Raw genomic sequence first — 18,544 nt, 5'->3', positions numbered from 1 at the left:
GCCCGTGCACTTGCCATTTTTCCAATCGCTTGAAAAAATTATTTTGGAAACTCTTCTTTTTAATACCGAATCAAAATACCCCCCCCATTTCAATTAACAGATACTTTCTACTACCATTATCTTTTTTGTTTTGCGAAATAACCGCATGTCCAGTTGTACCTGAACCTGCAAAAAAATCCAAAATTAGTGAATTTTTATCTGCCCAATAAATAAGTGCATTTTCCACCAAATTTACTGATTTAGGATATGAAAATTCTGTCGTATTTAATATATCTTTGAGTAATTTCGACCCATACGTCGTTCCAGAGTACGCACCTCCATACCACATTGTTTTTGGTTTTCTCCCCTCCGGAATTCTAGTTTTTTTTACAACCTCAACCCGACCAGCTTTTTCCAATACAGAAATATCTCCAGATAGAATATCTTTACGTGCACCATCTGGGCTAACTCGCCAAATTCTTCGTTCACCATGAGGGTCAAGAGGAAAAATTTCTATAGCATCACTAAAATTTTTTAATGATACTTTGGGTGGATTTAGTGTTACATATAATGGATACCACTGATTTGGCCGATCATCTGGTCGCGAATTTCCACCGCGCCTTCTTAAATTATCCCATAAAAATGCACTGATATCATCTACAAGATTAAAGCTCTGTTTTTCTTCTGGAGTTAATCCACGAAGATTAATTGAACTACAATTAATATCTTTTGCGTAGGCATGAAAATAGTCATGACTTTTTGCCGGTTCGTTTTCACGTATATTTTGACCAGCAGGGTTTACCTCAACCGAAATTGTTGATATATAGTTATTAATTCCATAAATGCCATTCAAGAGAAGACGAGCATTAGCCATTTCCGTATCATCTATAGCAAACAATATAGACCCATCTTTTGAATTCATTTTTCGTCCAATTTCGCAACGATTTTGAATTAATGAAATCCATGATGAATGTTTGAATGTGTTTTTGTATGGGATAGCATTTTCAGTTGTGTTATACGGTGGATCAATATAAATGCACTTCACCTGTTCCCGATATCGCTCCTGCATCAAATTCAACGCTTGGAAATTCTCGCTATGCACCAGCACGCCATCGGTCGCGTCATCCAGATTGTCGATACTCGCCAATAAGCGCGCGGTAAATTCCGCATCAAAAAACCGCGTGTCCAGCACCAGCGTGGTGTTCGCCTGCAAATATTCCAGCGTGCCCGGTTTCGCATTCGCCAGCAGATCCTGCGACGGCTCGATCAAGAATCCAAGCTGCCGCCATTCCACCCACTGTGCTGCATTCGCGGCAACTTCCGCATACATCGTCGCCGGCACCCTGTCGAGGGTGACCAGCCACTGTGTATCGATGACGAATTTTTTCTTCAGCCAGAGTTTTTTCTGGAAGTCTTCAATCTGCGCCAGAAACGCGATCAGCTTGTGGGCGATGGCGCGCAGCGTGTGCAGCTTGCTCAGGTAGTTTTCAAAATTGGCGACATGTGGCGCGCTGGCGGTGCCGAGATCGTCAAGCCGCATGACTTCGTTCTTGATGTAGAAATCCAGCTCACGTTTCAGGAAACCACCGAGGTCTTTGTGGATGAAATAATCCATCGTGTTCTTGGCCGTGTACTGGTGCAGGTATTTGGTCAGCAGCGGCTGGGTATCCTGCTTGCCGCCAGCCTTCTTGGCGCCTTTGCTCACCAGTTGCGCCAGGGCCAGATGATAGGCGGCGGCGTCGCCGGCCTGCGCATCGCCACCCTGCGCTTGTTGCTGCAGCGCAGTCAGGATATCTACTACCGATTGCGTATTGCGCTTGTCGCGCCAGGTGCCGGTGTTGCCGGTCTTTTCGTCATCCGCCCGGTACTGGAAGCGCACGACCAGTTCGGCGGCATCATCCGCGCCTGTTTGCCACGCAATCGGCGTGGCGTCGAGCAGGAAAAACCGGTCCTTGTCGGCGGTGGCCTTGACGTTGTTGTGCTCGCCCTCTTCCGCTTCCACCAATTTGAAGTGCAGCCTGCGCGGCGCGGTGGCTTCAGCATCGCCAAACAGGGGATTTTGCCCGTCGCTGCCGGCGGCCTTGCTGATGTCGATACTGTAGTTGTTAAAACTTTCGCTGGTCTTGATGTAGTACTGATCCTTGTTGGCCCAGTGCAGATAGACCTCGCTGCCATCATAGGGTACCGAGTACGGCGCCGCGCGGTCGTGGGTTTCACGGGCGTAATAACGGCGCGACAGAAAGTCGCCCTGGTCGTAATAGCGTTCAAAAAATCGATACAGGTGATCATAAATTTCTGCATCATCGCCGGCGCTGTCGCGTGCGGCTTCATATGCCGCACGAGCTTGTTGCACTTTCGGCAGATTGTCAGGCTCGACCGCGCCGTATTCTTTGGCGGTGGTAAGCTCCCGTTCATAGCTGGCGCGGGCTGTGTCGATGCCCGCCTGCGCGCTGCCGCCGAAGGTGGTTGCGATCACTGCGAGCAAGTCTTCGCTCAGAAATTTTTCAATCTCTGCCGATTTGGCATGCATGATGCGGTACAGGCCGAAATCGAGATCGGGTTGGTTGAGCTGGAATAGCTCGCGCAGCAATTGGATGAAGCGGTCGCGTTGTTTATTGGCAGTACTGGCTTGTGTCATTTTTAGCTTGGTTGGTTATTCTGCTGTGGTTCGGTTCTGCCCGATTGGGTAGCGGCATGGGGTATTGCTTGCGCAGGGATGACGGCTGGCATGGGTGGTGCTCTCGCTCATTGCACCCACCACCGAATGGAAAACAAGGTTTCGGCGTGGACGCTTTGCGTCAGCCGTTGTTCGAGTTGCGCGATCAGCGCATCTCGCTTTTCAAGGACGGCGTCTTCCACCTCAAACACTTCCTGGCGTTGCTTGCGCTGCTGCTGTTCCAGCGCCCGCAGCTGAACCTGGATACCGGCCTGCTCTTCCATCGATAGCGCCTGACGGCTGTCGCGCTTGGTCTGGGCGATTTGTTGCTTGGTGTTGCGCAAGTGCTCTTCTGCTGCAAGCAATTTGTCATCCGCCCATTTTTCCAACTTGTTGCGCTCCTCATGGAACAGGCGCTGGTTGGTGTCGAGGATGACGGCGACTTCAGCTTCCACGCGGCGCTGGCCGTTGCTATCAAGCCAGGCTGGCGCGCTCGCGGTGATGCCCGCTGGTTTGGCCGCGGCTTCGAGCATCAACATTTTTTCGCAAGTCTCTTGATCGAGCACGCTACCGCTATCGGTGCGGGCAATGAACATCAGGCGCTCGCAAACATCGAAGGCGGTGACTCGCAGCCGGATCAGACGCAGCCAGCCGCTGGTGCCACGCAGTGGTTCCAGCACGCTGATGCGGCTGGGATGGCGGCTGTGTTCGAAGATGATTTCCGCTGGGGGCGTGGCGCCGGCCAGTGCCTGCGCCAGCGTCCATTCACCCAGCGGGTGCGTCAAACGATAAGCATGCGCCAGCATGTCGGGCTGGAGCGCGCCGCGCAGCAATTGATAGCGGCCGGCAGCGACGCTGGCGATAGGCGGGCGCAGCAACGAAAAAGCGTAGTGCGCATCGTCGAACTGCGCGTGGCTGGCCAAGATGTAACGGCTCGCCCCCCAGAACCAGCGGCCAACCTTGTCGAGCCTGGATTCGGCCTCGTTCAAGCGCAATTTCAGGCGGTCGTGCACGTCTTCGTCAAAGCGTTCCAGCAGTTGCGTCTGGGTGTCACGAATGCGGACATTGATATCTTGCTCCAGCTCGGCTTGCAGGGCATTGAAGGCGGCCTCGATCTGTTCCGGCTCGCGGCAGCTTTCGACGATCTGCAGAATGCGCCTTTCAAAATCGATGCCGCTCTCGATGGTGCCCAGCACTTCGTCAGAAGCGCCGAAGACACCGGAAAACAGGCTGAATTTTTCGGTCAGCAATTCCAGCACCCGCTGGTCGGCGTAGTTGCGGGTGTTGAGGAAATTCATGACCACGACATCGAAGCGCTGGCCATAGCGATGGCAGCGCCCTATGCGTTGCTCGATGCGCTGCGGATTCCACGGCAGGTCGTAGTTGATAACCAGTGCGCAAAATTGCAGGTTGACACCTTCGGCGGCGGCTTCTGTCGCGATCATGATGTCGGCGTCGTCGCGGAAGCAATCGATCAGTGCGGTGCGTCGGTCCACTTGCGGCGAGCCGGTGACACGGTCAGTGCCTTTATACCGTGCCAGCCAAGCGTGATAGATGTGTGTGGCCTGTTCGCTATTATTGCTGCCGCTGAAGGTGACGATGCGCCCGCCATAGCCATGTACTGCGAGAAATTGCGCCAGATATTCCTGAGTACGACGAGATTCAGTGAAGATGATGGCTTTCTTCGGTCCCTTCAGTTCGACCATTTTTGCCATCCCTGCAGCCAGTCCGTGCAGCAGCGACTGGGCCTTGGTGTCGGTTGTCAACGCCCCGACGGCAGCTATGAAACTGTCGATCTCGGCTATCTCGGCGCGGACACGGTTGACATCAATGATGTCCGGCGTCCCGCCACCTGGCTTATGTTCATCATCGCCATCGCCATCGCCGTTATCATCTTCGGCATCGTCGAGGTAGTCTTGTTCCAGGTCTTCGTCTGCTATCAATTGAACGACCAAGTCGTCTTGCCCTGCCGTCTCATCGCATTCCTCCAGCCTGACCAGCCTTGTGCGTATGGTGCGCAAGGTGGCAACGACGGCGTGCGCGCTCGATGCCAGTAGCTTGCGCAGGATCAATGCGGTTAAATGGCGCTGCTTTTTTGGCAAGGCGTAGGACACTTCATTTTGCAGGAAAACGGAGATGGCGTCGTAGAGTTGCTGCTCCTCGTCGGTCGGGTTGAATTTTTGCGTCAGCGGCTTGCGCTCGGTATATTTGACGTATTCCAGCACGTCCTTGCGCAATGAACGCTGAACGAAGGTTTGCAGGCGGGCGCGCAACGCGGGCAGATCGGCGCCGCTTTGCATGTACTGGCGACGGAATACGGTTTCGTCGCCAAACTGGTGCTCGTCGATCAGTGTAGAAAGCCCATACAACTCCAACAAGGAGTTCTGCAGCGGCGTGGCAGTCAATAGCAGCTTTTGCCGACCGGCCAATGCGCGTTTAAGTGCCTGTCCGATGCGATTGGTACGACGGTGTGCATTGCGCAGTTTGTGCGCCTCATCGATGACGACCAGATCCCATGGCACGCTGCGCAGTTCCACCTCCATCCGCAGCGAAAATTGGTAGGACATGATTAGGATTTGCCTTGAACACAAAGCATCGAGAGACTGGCCTGAGCCGATTTTTCGCAATGTCGGTGCATCGAGGATCAGGCTGCGAAGATTGAATTTATCACGCAGCTCCTGCGACCACTGCTTGCGCAAGCTGGCTGGACCAATGATGAGCAAACGACGTTTACGTTCCGCCCAGTACTGCCCCAGCACCAGAGCTGCCTCGATGGTCTTGCCCAGGCCCACTTCATCGGCCAGTATCACGCCCTTGCTAAGCGGACTTTTTAACGCAAATAGCGCCGCCTCAATCTGGTGAGGATTCAGGTCGACATTGGCGTCAAACAGCGCTTGCGACAATCGATCCACCCCGTCAGCAGCATGCTTTAGTACTAATTCCTGCGCGTAATATTTGGCGTGGTAAGCGGTGAACATCTGATTTATAAATGATGGGCGGCAAATCCCATCTTTTGCTGGCGCGCTAGGCGCTCGGAATGAGTGACTAGGTAAAAAAATAGGAGAAGGATCAAACTTATACCAATAATTTGCGTTATACGCAAATTATAGTGTTTAAATTTGCTTGCTGGACTTTGTCTTACTTACGGTGAAGGCTGGAAAATTGCTTGATGAAAATTGGCCAAGTTATCCGACAAATCAGGAAAGATAAAGGCGCGACGCTGGAGAGGATCGCATTGGCTGCAGGTACCGACCCAGGAAATTTATCAAAGGTGGAACGTGATTTACAGCAACCAACCCCAGAAATGCTAGAAGGCATCTCGAAAGCGCTAGGCTTGCCGGTTTCTTCGCTATACCTGATTGCAGAACAAACCAGTCTTTCAAATAAAATAGTAGGAAATAAAGATGAAATGCAGCAGATTACGCGTCGCCTTGAATGCGTAGTCACGCAATTCATGCAGCTAACGCCATCGAATCAACAACTTATCAATGATTTTATTGGGGTGATGCTGAAGGCACAGCACAAAGACAACTGATACGTATTGTCAGCCGCCCCCTACAGCACGACAATAAAAAAATTGTCTTTTGAGCGCGAGCATGAATGCCTCAACGCTCCTCGCGATAATAATCACAGCCCTCGAACGTGGAGCGCAGCGCCTGCTGCAGCTGGGCGTAGCGTTCGGGCGTCAGGTTGAAACGCACGTCGATCTGGCCATCGTCATCCATCTGCATGGCGGCCTCGGCATCCATCTGCACGGATAAACGGTTCGGATGCAGGATTACGGCGTGCATGTGGCCGTACCACGCAAATTCCTGGCCGCAGTATTCGATGTACGGTTCGTCCATGCCCATGGCCACGTCCTGCTCGTCATACTCGTCGGCGCGCTGCAGCATCAGGTAGACGGGCTCGCTTTTGCCGGCTGGCGCGGCCAGGGTGGTGATCAGGGCGTCGTCTTCATGAATGACGGACAACTCGGTGGCGGTAAATCCTGCGGACATGGCGTGCTTTCAACAAATAGATGGATGACGCCACCATAGCGCAAAAGCGGCGCGGACGACATAGCGCGCGGCGAATAAAGCGTGCCCCTATAATGGTCATTCCATCCATATTGCACAGGAGACCGCCTTGACCGCAGCATCGCCCTACACCACCCGCCTGGCCATCCCCTCCATCGCCACCTACCAGCACTTGCGCGTGGCCGCCGGCATGAGCGCGAAAAGCACGGCGGCGGCGGCCAAGGGCTTGCCGAATTCCCTGTTTGCCGTGCAAATCCTGCATGGCGACGAGGTGGTGGGGATCGGACGCATCATCGGCGACGGCGGCTGCTTCTTCCAGGTCACCGATATCGCCGTGCTGCCGGCCCATCAGGGCAAGGGCCTGGGCAAGCGCATCATGCGCGAGATCATGCAATTCATCGAGACGGAGGTGCCGCAAAGCGCGTATGTCAGCCTGATCGCCGATGGCCAGGCGCAAGAACTGTATGCGCAATTCGGTTTCAAGCACACGGCGCCCGCCTCCGTCGGCATGGCGCTGGTACGCTAGTGCCGGCCTGGCTGGCTGCCAGCATGGCGCTGGCGCTGCTGTTGAGCGCCGCCGCCTGGCGCGCCGAGCGCCTGCTGCTGCAGCGCGGGCGCACGACGCGCTGGCTGTGGCTGGCGGCCATCGCCGCGTCCGCCATCTTGCCGCTGGCGTGGCTGCCCGGCGTGCTGGCGGCCATGCCGGCGGAACAGGCGCAGCTGAAGCTGGGCTGGTTTGTCTTATCCAGCGGCATGCTGTTGCTGTTGGCGCTGCGCAGCGTCTGGCTGCTGTCGCACCAGCGGCGCTGGCAGAAAACATCGTTGCTGGGCACGCCCGTGTACTTGAGCGGCGGCATCGGTCCCTGCGTGGCGGGGCTGCTGCGGCCGCGCATCGTGATGCCCGTCTGGCTGCAACTGATTTCGCCCCAGCAACAGGCGTTGCTGCTGGCGCACGCGCAATGCCGGCTGGCCGCGTGCGATCCGCTGCTGCTGGCCCTGGCGTACGCCTTGATTATTCTCATGCCGTGGAATCTGCCCCTGTGGTGGCAGTTACACCGGCTGCGCTTTGCCATCGAAGTCGATTGCGACGCGCGCATGCTGGCGCAGGGCCACGCGCCGCGCGACTATGCCATCGTCCTGCGCCAGCATGGCCAGTACTATTCGGGCCTGACGGACGCCTCGCCCATCGTGCTGAACGACCCGCTGGCGCTGCGGCGCCGGCGGCAAATCATGGCCAGATTTACGCGGAACCGGGCGGCGAACTTGCTATAGTAGCGGCAACGCCGCGCGGCGCGCCCGCGATCCCGGCTCCCCCCTTAGAAATCAGAGAGATACCATGCTTTACCTGCTTGCCATCGTGATCGTCATCGCCCTGCTGTACTACGTCTTCAGTGGCCGCACGCCCGTCAAACCGCTGCACAAGCCGCTCGTCTCGGTGCGCCAGTACGTGCCGGCGATTCCTGCGGGCGCCCCCGCGCATCACTGGAGCGACGAGGGACGCTTTGCGTCGGAAGTGGAAAACGAAGCGATGTACCAGAGCGCCATCGCCAAACTGGCCGGCGAGCACGGTCCCGGCAATGCGGAAGAAAAATGCCTGGCCCTGCTCGTCTGCGACGACGCCAACCCGTTCCAGGACAAGGCCATCGCCGTCTTCATCGATGGCCTGCTGGTCGGCTACCTGTCGCACAACGACGCGCTGCGCCTGCGCCGCAACCTGGGCCGCATGGACCTGGTGGGCCAGCTGACTTCGTGTGGCGCCGTCATCCGCGGTGGCGGCCTGTGGAATGGCAAGCGCCTGTCATATGCCGTGTGGCTCGATCTGCAGCCGTACAACTAATAAGCACTACACCGCGCGCGCCTGCCTGATGGCGCGCGTGGCGATAAAGCTGGGCAAGTATTTTTCAATTTCAAAGCGCGGGTGGGGATGCATTTCCTCGTGATAACCCGCCAGCACGAAGCCCGCCGCCAGCTGGCCGCCGATCTGGCTGTCCAGCCCGTGACCGAAGATCAGCGCTTCGCCCTTCTCCATGCGCGATGCCAGCGCATCGGCGTCCATATCCTCCAGATCCGAATACGGCAGCACGAAGCGGGGCCGTATCAAGCCCTGCTGTGCCCATTGCGGGTCGCGGTCGCCGATGAACACGGCCGGATTGAAAAAACTGCTCAACAGCACGCCGCCGTCGGCCAGCACGCGCGCGCATTCGCGCCATACGGGGCCGATGTCGGGCACGTACTGGTTCGATACAGGATGGACGATGACATCGAAACTGGCATCGGCAAAGCGGCTCAGGTCGCGCATGTCGCCCTGCACGGTGGCCAGCTGCAAGCCGTCACGTTCAGCCACCATGCGGTCCAGCGCCAGTTGCTGCCCGGACAAATCGAACACGGTCACGTGCGCGCCGGCGGCCGCCAGCACGGGCGCCTGCTGCCCGCCGGCGCCGGCCAGGCACAGGATACGCTTGCCATGCACCTCGCCCAGCCAGCCGGCCGGCAAGGAGCCGGGCGTCAAATGAATTTGCCACTGCCCGGCACGCGCCGCGGCGATGGTGGCGCTGTCGACAGGCTGCGACCATGGGCTGTTCTGTGCAGCCTGGGCATCCCAGGCTTGCTGATTATGCGGCAAGAAGTTGTTACTTAAAGGCATAGTCATCCTTTCAGAAAAAACAGGACGCGAATGTAGCATGACGCATGGCAAGGCGTCGCACCTTGCAAAAAAACCACACAATTCCTGATGGCAACTTCCTCGTCAGCACGGCCATTCCACGGGCACGACAAGGTGAGCGCCCCACTCATCCCCCTGGAAATGACTTGCACGACAGGGAAAATAATTACAATTAAGATATTTGTTTCCGGAAATCTGGTAAGGTAATCCGCATCGATCACCCGCCGTGGCGGCAGGCGCCCACGCCAGCGCCACACGCGCCACCTGTTTGCCCACGATGATACCTGCCAGCGTCCAGCACCTGTTCCACCTTCCCGCCGATCCGGCCCAGTTGCACCATGGCCAGCATGCGTCGGGACTCGTGCTGCTGTCGCTCGTGATCGCCATTTTCACGTCGTGGATGGCTTTCCAGATGACGGCGTACAGCCGCGCGCAGGCAAGCATCAGCCGCCGCTTGCACCTGCTGTGCCTGCTGGCCGGCAGCCTGGCGCTGGGCTGCGGCGTGTGGGCCATGCATTTCATCGGCATGCTGGCCTTCGAGCTGGGCACCAGCGTCGCCTACGATCCGGGCCTGACCCTCCTGTCCATCGTGCCCAGCGTGGCGGCCTCATTCGTCGCCCTGGCCACCATCAGCCGGCGCGCCGTCACGGCGCCGCTGCTGCTCGGGAGCGGCCTGCTGGTGGGCCTGGGCATCGGCGCCATGCATTACACGGGCATGCAGGCCATGCGCATGGGCCTGTCGCTGCGCTACGATCCGCTGCTGTTTGCGCTGTCGCTCGCCGTTGCCGTGGCGCTGGCCACCCTGGCCCTGTGGATACGTTTCGGCTTGCGCGGCTGGAGCAGCCGCGTGCCCTCGTCGCAGCGCACGCTGATCAGCGCCTGCGTCATGGGGTGCGCGATTACCGGCATGCATTACATGGGCATGCAGGCGGCCCGCTTCGTGGGGACGATTCCCCCAGGCAATGATGCCGATGCCAACCGGCCCATGCTGGTGATCAGCGTGACCCTGCTGACCATCGCCCTGACCATCCTGGTCGCCTCGGCCGTGGGCATCTTGCGCTACCGCGAGCTGTTTCGCCACTTGAACCAGAGCGAACACTGGACCCGTTCGCTGCTGACGAGCACGGTTGACGGCGTCATCACCATCGACCGCCACGGCAACATCGTCGACTTCAACGGCGCCGCCGAGCGCATCCTCGGCTGGCGCTCGGCGGAAATTGTCGGCCGCCATGTCAGCGTGCTGGTCAGCGACGTGCGCCAGTCGGAACAGCACGGCCTGCTGCACTACCTGCGCACGGGCGAAGGCGACGCGGTCCACACCAGCGAGGAAATCGTCTACCTGCGCAAGGATGGCGCCCCGGTCGCCGTGCAGCGCTCAATGGCCAGCGCGCGCCTGGCCGACCAGGATTTATATGTGCTGTTCATTACGGACATCAGCGAACGGCGCGCCATGCTGGCCGCCCTGCGCGAAAGCGAGCAGCAATTGCGCTCGCTGATCGGCAATATTCCCGGCATCGCCTTTCGCTGCACCACGGCGGAAAATCAGCCCATGCTGTTCATCAGCGATGGCGTGGAAGCCGTCACCGGCTATCCGCCCGCCGACTTTCTCGGCGCCGCGCCGCGCCGCAGCATCACGGGCCTGATCGCCAGCGAAGAGCGCGCCTACGTCATCGACGTCTTCAACCGCAGCGTCGCCAGCGGCGAGCCCTACCTGCTCGAATACCGCTTGCTGCATGCCGACGGCACGGCGCGCTGGCTGTGGGAGCGGGGCACCGTCGTGCACGATGCGGCCGGCGCCGTGCGCTGGGTCGACGGCGTCATCCTCGACATCAGCGAACGCCGGCAAATGGAGGAAGACTTGCGCATGGCCAAGGAAAAAGCGGAGCTGGCGGCCGCCACGCGGGCCAGCTTTGTCGCCAACATGAGCCATGAAATCCGCACGCCGATGAATTCCATCCTCGGTTTCACGGATGTGCTGCTCGACTCGCCGCTGGCGCCGGAGCAGCGGCGTCACCTCGACACGGTGCGCCAGTCCGGCCGCTCGCTGTTGCGCCTGCTCAACGAAGTGCTCGACACGGCCAAACTGGACAAGGGAGCCGTGGCGCTGGAATTGCGCGACTACAGCCTGCTGGCGCTGGTCGATGAACTGGCGTCCACGTATGGCATCCACGCGCGCGCCAAAGGCTTGCGCATGGAGGTGCAGTACGACCCGCAACTGCCGGCCGTGCTGCATGGCGACGAATTGCGCATGCGGCAAGTGCTGGGCAACCTGCTCGACAACGCCATCAAGTTCACGCCCGGCGGCGGCGTCAGCCTGACGGCGCGCCGCGACGATGGCCAGCTGCACCTGCTGGTGCAGGACAGCGGCATCGGCATCCCCGCGGAACGGCGCGACGCCATTTTTGATCCGTTCGTGCAGGCCGACGCCTCGACCACGCGGCGCTTTGGCGGCACGGGCCTGGGCACCACCATCAGCCGGCAGCTGGTGACCCTGATGCAGGGGCGCATCTGGGCCGACGCCGCCTTGCCGCACGGCAGCGTGTTCCACGTCATGCTGCCCTTGTTGCCGGCACGCCAGGCGGCGCTGCCCGCCAGCGAACGCCGCAGCGTGCGCCTGCCGCCGCTGCGCGTGCTGGCCGCCGACGACGTGCCGCAAAACCTGGAGCTGCTGAGCTTGCTATTGGGCAAGCGCGGCCACACGGTGATCACGGCCGGCGATGGCGCGCAAGCCCTGCAACTGGCGCAGCAGGACGACTTCGACGTGCTGCTGCTGGACTTGCAAATGCCGCACATGGATGGCCTGGCCGCCACGCAAGCCATCCGCGCCGCCGCCCTGCGCGATGGCCGCCCGCGCGTGCCCGTGATCGCCATGACGGCCAGCGTGCTCGATGCGCACCGCAAGGCGGCGCGCGCGGCCGGCATGGACGGTTTCGCGACAAAACCCGTCGAATGGCAGGCGCTGTCGCAGGAAATCGCCCGCGTGCTGGGCCTGGCGGCGGACCCGGCCGACGCCAGCCACGCGCCGGCGCCCGCTGGCGGACGGGTGCTGCACCATGCGGGCGCCCTGCAGCGCTGGGCCGGCAACGACGGCGCCTACCGGGCGGCGCTGGCGCGTTTCGGAGTCGAGCATCCCCGCCTGCCGCCGGCCCTGCTGGCCGCCATCGGGGCGCGCGAGCATGCAACGCTCTTGCCTCAGAGTCACAAACTGCGCGGCGTGGCGGCCAACCTCGGCCTGGAGCAACTGGCCGCCAGCCTGGCGGCGCTGGAGCAATGCTGCGCCAGCCCCGGCCCCGCCACGGCACAACAGCTCGACGCAACGCTGGGCGCCCTGCTGACGCAATGGCCGGCGGCCGTGGACGCCATCGCCCGGCTGGCGCCGCCTGCCTTGCCGGCGACGACAGCAGCGGCAGCCATCGACGCGCCCGCCGCCCGGCAAGCGGCCAGTGCACTATTAAACGCCTTGCGGCGCGGCGAACTCGATGACGCGGCGCAAGCACAGTTGCAGCACGCCATGGGCGCGCAAGCGGAGGCACTGGCGCCGCTGTTGCACGCCATCGACGACTTTGATTTCCCCCTGGCGCAGTCGCTGCTGCACGACTTGCTGCACACCTACGCCCCGGAGTCCCCATGAATGCACCAGCCAGACCCGTGATTCTCGTCGTCGACGATGAGGCGGCCAATTTGCAGCTGCTGCGCCAGATCTTGCAGAACGACTACGCGCTGCTGTTCGCCAAGGATGGCGCGCGGGCGCTGGCACTGGCGCAGCAGGAACGCCCGGCCCTGATCCTGCTCGACGTGATGATGCCCGGCATGAGCGGCCACGACACCTGCCGCCAGCTGAAAGCGGCGCCGCGGACGGCCGCCATCCCCGTCATTTTCGTCACGGCCCTGAACGACATGCGCGACGAACTCAGCGGCTTTGAAGCGGGCGCCGTCGATTACATCACCAAGCCGCTCAGCCCCGCCATCGTGCGCGCCCGCGTGCGCACGCACCTGTCGCTGGTGCGCATCGATGAATTGAAGGAAACGCGGCTGCAGATCGTCCAGCGCCTGGGTCTGGCGGCCGAATACAAGGACAATGAAACAGGCTTGCACGTGATCCGCATGAGCCATTACGCGCGCCTGCTGGGCGTGGCCGCCGGCATGGACGAGGCCGCCGCGGACGACCTGCTGCACGCGGCGCCCATGCACGATGTGGGCAAGATCGGCATCCCCGACCGCATCCTGCAAAAGCCGGGCAAGCTCGACGCGGAGGAATGGGCCATCATGCAGACGCATGCGCGCATCGGCGGCGACATCATCGGCGAACATGCCGAAGGCGGCATGCTGGCGCTGGCGCGCGCAATCGCCCTGTCGCACCATGAAAAATGGGATGGCAGCGGTTACCCGGACGGATTGGCGGGTGAAGCGATCCCGCTGGCCGGGCGCATCGTCGCCGTGGCCGACGTCTTCGACGCGCTGACCTCGGTGCGCCCGTACAAGCGCGCGTGGTCGGTGACGGACGCCGTGGGCTATCTGCAAGCGCAACAAGGCAGCCATTTCGATGCGCGCCTGGTCGAGCTGTTTGTGCAGCAATTGCCCGCCATCGACGCCATCCGGCTGCGCTGGGCGGAGAAAGCGGAACACCACGCGCCGGCTTGAAGAGGGAACTCCCGCCACGGCCAGCGTTGTTGCGTCACACAAGCAAGTGCCGGACAGATGGCGCCGGCGCCGATGCAGACCACTGGAAGAGCAAGGAGTTCAATCCCATTATGGCTGGCTGCGGGCCAGGCATTTTGACGCGCATCAAACAGCTCGCAATTTCCTGGCTGTGGCCTTGCAGATGGCCATGGTCCGTATTTTTTTGACCCATATCAAGTCCAGCATAAGAAAAACGTCCGCCAGCACGGCAATGCTGGACTTGCCCCTGTTGCCGTTCTAGCCTTGTTGCCATCCTGACTAGCGAATGACACCATGGCCTATAAATCCATCCTCGTCCACGCCGACCTGTCGCGCCATGCGCCGCAGCGCATCGCCATCGCGGCGCGGCTGGCGCACGCGCACCAGGCGCACCTGATCGGCGCGGCCATGACGGGCCTGTCGCGCTTTTACGTGGAAAACAACCGCGGCATGCGCGGCGGCGCCGTGGCGGCGCAGATTTCAGCCTTGCATGGGCAGGCGGATCAGGCGCTCGACCAGTTTGAAACGCTGGCGCGCCAGGCTGGCGCCGCCTCGCTGGAGCGGCGCCTGATCGAAGACGATGAAGATGGCGGCATGGCCGTCAGCGCCCGCTACAGCGACTTGACGGTGCTCAGCCAGCACGACGACAGCGAAGCCCTGCCCGGCGCCATGAGCGACCTGGTGCCCTACGTGATGCTGAATGCGGCCCGTCCCGTGCTGATCCTGCCGCGCAGCGGCCAGTTCGCGCAAGTGGACAACACCGTCGTGGTGGCCTGGGATGGCAGCATGGAAGCGACGCGCGCCATCGGCCACGCCCTGCCCCTCTTGCGCGCGGCGCGCCTGGTGGTGCTGGCCCTGCTGCACCCGCCGGCCGGCCACGCGCAGCCGGCGCGCCACCCGGGCGCCGACATCGCCGCCTACCTGAGCCGCCATGGCGTGCCCGTCGAAGTGCGTTCGGCCACCACCACGGGCGACATCGGCGCGGCGCTGCTGGCCATGGCCGCCGAAGTGCATGCGGACTTGCTGGTGATGGGCGGCTACGGCCACGCGCGCTTCCGCGAAATTTTATTGGGCGGCGTGACGGAAACGGTGCTGCGCCAGATGACGGTACCGGTGCTGATGGCGCATTGACGTCAAGCGCGCCATGTTTATTTGCTAAATAGCTATAATTGCCTTATTACTTACCTCAAGGCAATGTACATGAAGCAACAACTGCTCAATTGGAGTAGCACCCTGGCGCCGTTCGGCAGCGACCTGCTGTGGACGGTCCTGCCGTGGATGCTGCTGTATGGCGTGATCGGCTTTGTGCTGGCGCTCGGCATCTGCTACCAGCTGGCCAGAAAATGCCTGCTGGTGCGCCGTCCGCCCGCCTGGCATGTGGCCGCCAAGCTCAGCTATGTGTTGATCCTCGTCGCGCTGCCGCTCCTCGGTGGCGGGTTTGGCGCCGTGCACAGCGTGCACCGCGTCGTCAATCAGGCCCTTGAGCGCGACCTGCAGCCGGTGGTCGAAGCGCAGATGCCGGCGCTGCGCGTCTACCTGGAACAGCAGGTCAGGCTGATCGCCCCGGGCCAGGCTATCAGCATGCGCAGCCTGATCGAACCCTTCGTGCAAGACATGTATTACCGGCCTACATCCGACAGTTACTGGGAACGCAGCAAGGCGCGCTGGATCAATGAATTCATCCTGCGCCGCGGCAGCGTGCTGCTGACGCAGGTGCTGCAGGAACAGCTGATCGCCAGGGCAACTGTGCTGGGCGAAGCGCTCAAGGGCGCCGGTTTCCGTGGCCAGGCGACGGGCGACCTGGCCAGTCTGGGCACCGACCTGGCCGTGCGCCTGACCACCGATGTGGCGCGCCAGGCCGACTTCAGCAAACTCGACAAATCAGTGCCGATGATTTTCATCGACGCCGTCAAACGCCAGGCCGGCGCCTATTTCAATTCGCTCAAGATCACGCTGGGCCTGTTCGCGCTGGCGGCGCTGCTGCTGGTGTGGGGCGAGATCATGTTGTACCGCCACTATTACCTGCGCCGCCATCCGGCCACGGCCCTGCCCGTGCCACCCATGTAAAAAAGCCGCCCCTCCTTGCGGACGGGGCGGCTTTTCATGTGCTGCTAAGGCTTAGGCTTTACGCTGGGCGACGGCATCCACGACGCACAGGGCCGTCATGTTGACGATGCGGCGCACGGTGGCCGATGGCGTCAGAATGTGCACGGGTTTGGCGCAGCCGAGCAGGATCGGGCCCACGGCGATGCCGTTGCCGGCCGCCGTTTTCACCAGGTTGTAGGCGATGTTGGCCGACTCGATATTCGGCATGACGAGCAGGTTGGCGTCGTTCTTCAGTGCCGAATTGGGCATCAGTTTTTGACGCAGCTTGCTGTCGAGGGCCGTATCGCCGTGCATCTCGCCGTCGATTTCCAGGTCCGGCGCGCGTTCCTTGACGATGGCCAGGGCGGCGCGCATCTTTTGCGCCGAAGCGCTGTCGCTGGAACCGAAGTTCGAGTGCGACAGCAGGGCCGCGCGCGGCGACAGGCCGAAACGGGTCATCTCTTCGGCTGCCATGATGGTGATCTCGGCCAGCTGCTCGGCGTCCGGGTTTTCATTGACGTGCGTGTCGACCATCACCAATTGACGCTCCGGCATGATCAGGACGTTCATGGCGGCATACACGTTGCTGCCGGCGCGCTTGCCCAGCACCTGGTCGATGTATTTCAGGTGCAGCTGGGTGGTGCCGAAGGTGCCGCAGATCATGCCGTCGGCGTCGCCCTTGTGGATCATCATCGAACCGATCAGGGTGTGACGGCGGCGCATTTCCAGCTTCGCGTATTCCTCGGTGACGCCCTTGCGGCTCGTCATCGCGTAATACGTGTTCCAGTAATCGCGATAGCGCTCGTCGAAGTCCGGGTTGATGACGTCGAAGTCGACGCCTTGCTTCAGGCGCAGGCCGAACTTCTGGATGCGCGCTTCGAGCACCGGCGGACGGCCGACCAGGATGGGACGCGCCAGTTTTTCATCGACCACCACTTGCACCGCGCGCAGCACGCGCTCTTCTTCGCCTTCGGCGTAGACGATGCGTTTGAGTTCGGCCGGCGTGGATTTGGCCATCAGGAACAGCGGCTTCATGAAGGTGCCGCTGCGGTAGACGAATTGCTGCAGGCTGTCCGCGTACGCTTGCAAATCCTTGATCGGACGCGTGGCGACGCCGGAATCCTCGGCCGCCTTGGCCACGGCTGGCGCGATCTTGATCAGCAAGCGCGGATCGAACGGCATCGGGATCAGGTATTCAGGACCGAACGACAGGTTGCTGATGCCATACGTGGTGGCCACGATATCGGACTGCTCGGCATGCGCCAGGTCGGCGATCGCGTGCACCACGGCGATTTCCATTTCGCGCGTGATCGTCGTCGCGCCGCAATCGAGGGCGCCGCGGAAGATGTACGGGAAGCACAGCACGTTGTTGACCTGGTTCGGATAGTCCGAACGGCCCGTGGCGATGATGGCGTCGCTGCGCACGGCCTTGACTTCTTCCGGCAGGATTTCCGGATTCGGGTTGGCCAGCGCCAGGATCAAGGGGTTCGGCGCCATCTTGCGCACCATGTCCTGTTTCAGCACGCCGCCGGCGGAGACGCCGAGGAAAATGTCGGCGTCCGGGATGATCTCGGCCAGGGTGCGCAGCGGCGTGTCTTGCGCGAAGCGTTCCTTGTCCGGGTCCATCAGTTCCGTGCGGCCCTTGTAGACGACGCCGGCCAGGTCGGTGACGTAGATGTTTTTGAGCGGGAAGCCCAGGTCGACGATCAGGTCCAGGCAGGCCAGCGCCGCGGCGCCCGCGCCCGACACGACCAGCTTGCAGTCTTCGATTTTCTTGCCGACGGCTTTCAGGCCGTTCAGGATGGCCGCGCCAACGATGATGGCGGTGCCGTGCTGGTCGTCATGGAAGACGGGAATCTTCATGCGGTCGCGCAGCTGGCGCTCGATGTAGAAGCACTCGGGCGCCTTGATGTCTTCCAGGTTCACGCCGCCGAAGGTCGGTTCCAGCGAAGCGATGATGTCGACCAGTTTATCGGGATCCATCTCGTTGATCTCGATGTCGAAGACGTCGATGCCGGCGAATTTCTTGAACAGCACGCCCTTGCCTTCCATCACCGGCTTGGCGGCCAGCGGACCGATGTTGCCCAGTCCCAGCACGGCCGTGCCGTTGGTGATGACGGCCACGAGGTTGCCGCGCGCCGTATATTTATAGGCATTCGCCGGATCGATGACGATTTCTTCGCACGGTGCCGCCACGCCTGGCGAGTAGGCCAGTGCCAGGTCGCGCTGGTTGGTCAGTTGTTTGGTCGGCGTCACGCTGATTTTGCCGGGGCGCGGGCACTCGTGATACTCGAGTGCGGCCAAGCGCAATTGTTGACGCAATTCTTCTTTTTTATCAGATGACGAATCCATGCTGTGCTGCCTTCCTGTTTGGTCGATCGGGTGTTCCGGATTTTATCAGACCGATTCTTTCAATTAGCTAGGTATTTTCCGCTAGCCACAGTCTGATATCACGAAAACGCATAACCTAGCATTGTAAGGCCGTCC

The 18,544-nt window shown here is 60.8% G+C and carries 13 protein-coding genes; 8 read left to right on the top strand and 5 right to left on the bottom strand.

Going from position 1 to position 18,544, the window contains the following annotated elements; translation table 11 throughout:
* Positions 1-70 precede the first annotated feature (70 nt).
* Positions 71-2,617, bottom strand: coding sequence for a site-specific DNA-methyltransferase (locus ACPJXG_RS02770; protein WP_425253337.1), 2,547 nt, complete (start codon positions 2,615-2,617; stop codon positions 71-73).
* 107 nt (positions 2,618-2,724) lie between these two features.
* On the bottom strand, positions 2,725-5,613 hold the full coding sequence (locus ACPJXG_RS02765; protein WP_425253336.1) for an SNF2-related protein: 2,889 nt from the start codon (positions 5,611-5,613) through the stop codon (positions 2,725-2,727).
* 191 nt (positions 5,614-5,804) lie between these two features.
* Between ACPJXG_RS02765 and ACPJXG_RS02760 the strand changes: the two genes are divergently transcribed.
* Positions 5,805-6,170, top strand: coding sequence for a helix-turn-helix domain-containing protein (locus tag ACPJXG_RS02760; protein ID WP_099401707.1), 366 nt, complete (start codon positions 5,805-5,807; stop codon positions 6,168-6,170).
* Between the two features lie 70 nt (positions 6,171-6,240).
* On the opposite strand, the gene ACPJXG_RS02755 is transcribed toward ACPJXG_RS02760, so the two are convergent.
* Complete coding sequence (locus ACPJXG_RS02755) at positions 6,241-6,633, bottom strand: Imm10 family immunity protein (RefSeq protein ID WP_425253335.1); 393 nt, start codon at positions 6,631-6,633, stop codon at positions 6,241-6,243.
* Between the two features lie 127 nt (positions 6,634-6,760).
* Between ACPJXG_RS02755 and ACPJXG_RS02750 the strand changes: the two genes are divergently transcribed.
* From ACPJXG_RS02750 to ACPJXG_RS02740, 3 genes are all read left to right on the top strand, one after another.
* Positions 6,761-7,177 (top strand): GNAT family N-acetyltransferase, encoded by a 417-nt coding sequence (locus tag ACPJXG_RS02750; protein WP_278317118.1) that lies wholly within the window; start codon positions 6,761-6,763, stop codon positions 7,175-7,177.
* Positions 7,177-7,923 (top strand): M56 family metallopeptidase, encoded by a 747-nt coding sequence (locus tag ACPJXG_RS02745; RefSeq protein WP_425253334.1) that lies wholly within the window; start codon positions 7,177-7,179, stop codon positions 7,921-7,923. Before ACPJXG_RS02750 ends, ACPJXG_RS02745 begins: the two co-directional genes overlap by 1 nt.
* 64 nt (positions 7,924-7,987) lie before the next feature.
* Complete coding sequence (locus tag ACPJXG_RS02740) at positions 7,988-8,488, top strand: hypothetical protein (protein ID WP_425253333.1); 501 nt, start codon at positions 7,988-7,990, stop codon at positions 8,486-8,488.
* A gap of 6 nt (positions 8,489-8,494) precedes the next feature.
* Here ACPJXG_RS02740 and ACPJXG_RS02735 read toward each other — a convergent pair whose 3' ends face one another.
* A complete protein-coding gene (locus ACPJXG_RS02735; RefSeq protein WP_425253332.1) occupies positions 8,495-9,301 on the bottom strand; it encodes a class I SAM-dependent methyltransferase in 807 nt (268 codons plus the stop codon).
* A 238-nt stretch (positions 9,302-9,539) separates the two neighbouring features.
* Between ACPJXG_RS02735 and ACPJXG_RS02730 the strand changes: the two genes are divergently transcribed.
* The 4 genes from ACPJXG_RS02730 (at position 9,540) to ACPJXG_RS02715 (ending at position 16,039) form a co-directional block, all read left to right on the top strand.
* A complete protein-coding gene (locus ACPJXG_RS02730) occupies positions 9,540-12,944 on the top strand; it encodes an MHYT domain-containing protein (RefSeq protein ID WP_425253331.1) in 3,405 nt (1,134 codons plus the stop codon).
* On the top strand, positions 12,941-13,954 hold the full coding sequence (locus ACPJXG_RS02725; RefSeq protein WP_425253330.1) for a response regulator: 1,014 nt from the start codon (positions 12,941-12,943) through the stop codon (positions 13,952-13,954). The genes ACPJXG_RS02730 and ACPJXG_RS02725 overlap by 4 nt, the downstream gene beginning before the upstream one ends.
* A 312-nt stretch (positions 13,955-14,266) precedes the next feature.
* Positions 14,267-15,103: a universal stress protein gene (locus tag ACPJXG_RS02720; RefSeq protein WP_425253329.1), complete on the top strand. Its 837-nt coding sequence runs from the start codon at positions 14,267-14,269 to the stop codon at positions 15,101-15,103.
* Between the two features lie 69 nt (positions 15,104-15,172).
* The gene (locus ACPJXG_RS02715) at positions 15,173-16,039 is read left to right on the top strand and encodes a hypothetical protein (protein WP_425253328.1); all 867 of its coding nucleotides are present in this window, start codon (positions 15,173-15,175) and stop codon (positions 16,037-16,039) included.
* Positions 16,040-16,090: 51 nt separating this feature from the next.
* Here ACPJXG_RS02715 and ACPJXG_RS02710 read toward each other — a convergent pair whose 3' ends face one another.
* Positions 16,091-18,409: an NADP-dependent malic enzyme gene (locus ACPJXG_RS02710; RefSeq protein ID WP_035822433.1), complete on the bottom strand. Its 2,319-nt coding sequence runs from the start codon at positions 18,407-18,409 to the stop codon at positions 16,091-16,093.
* Between the last annotated feature and the right edge of the window lie 135 nt (positions 18,410-18,544).

This window comes from Janthinobacterium sp. NFX145, assembly GCF_049810325.1.
GTDB lineage: Bacteria > Pseudomonadota > Gammaproteobacteria > Burkholderiales > Burkholderiaceae_D > Janthinobacterium > Janthinobacterium rivuli.
Note: the sequence above shows the minus strand (reverse complement) of the source record. Positions and strands in the feature narration are given on the sequence as shown.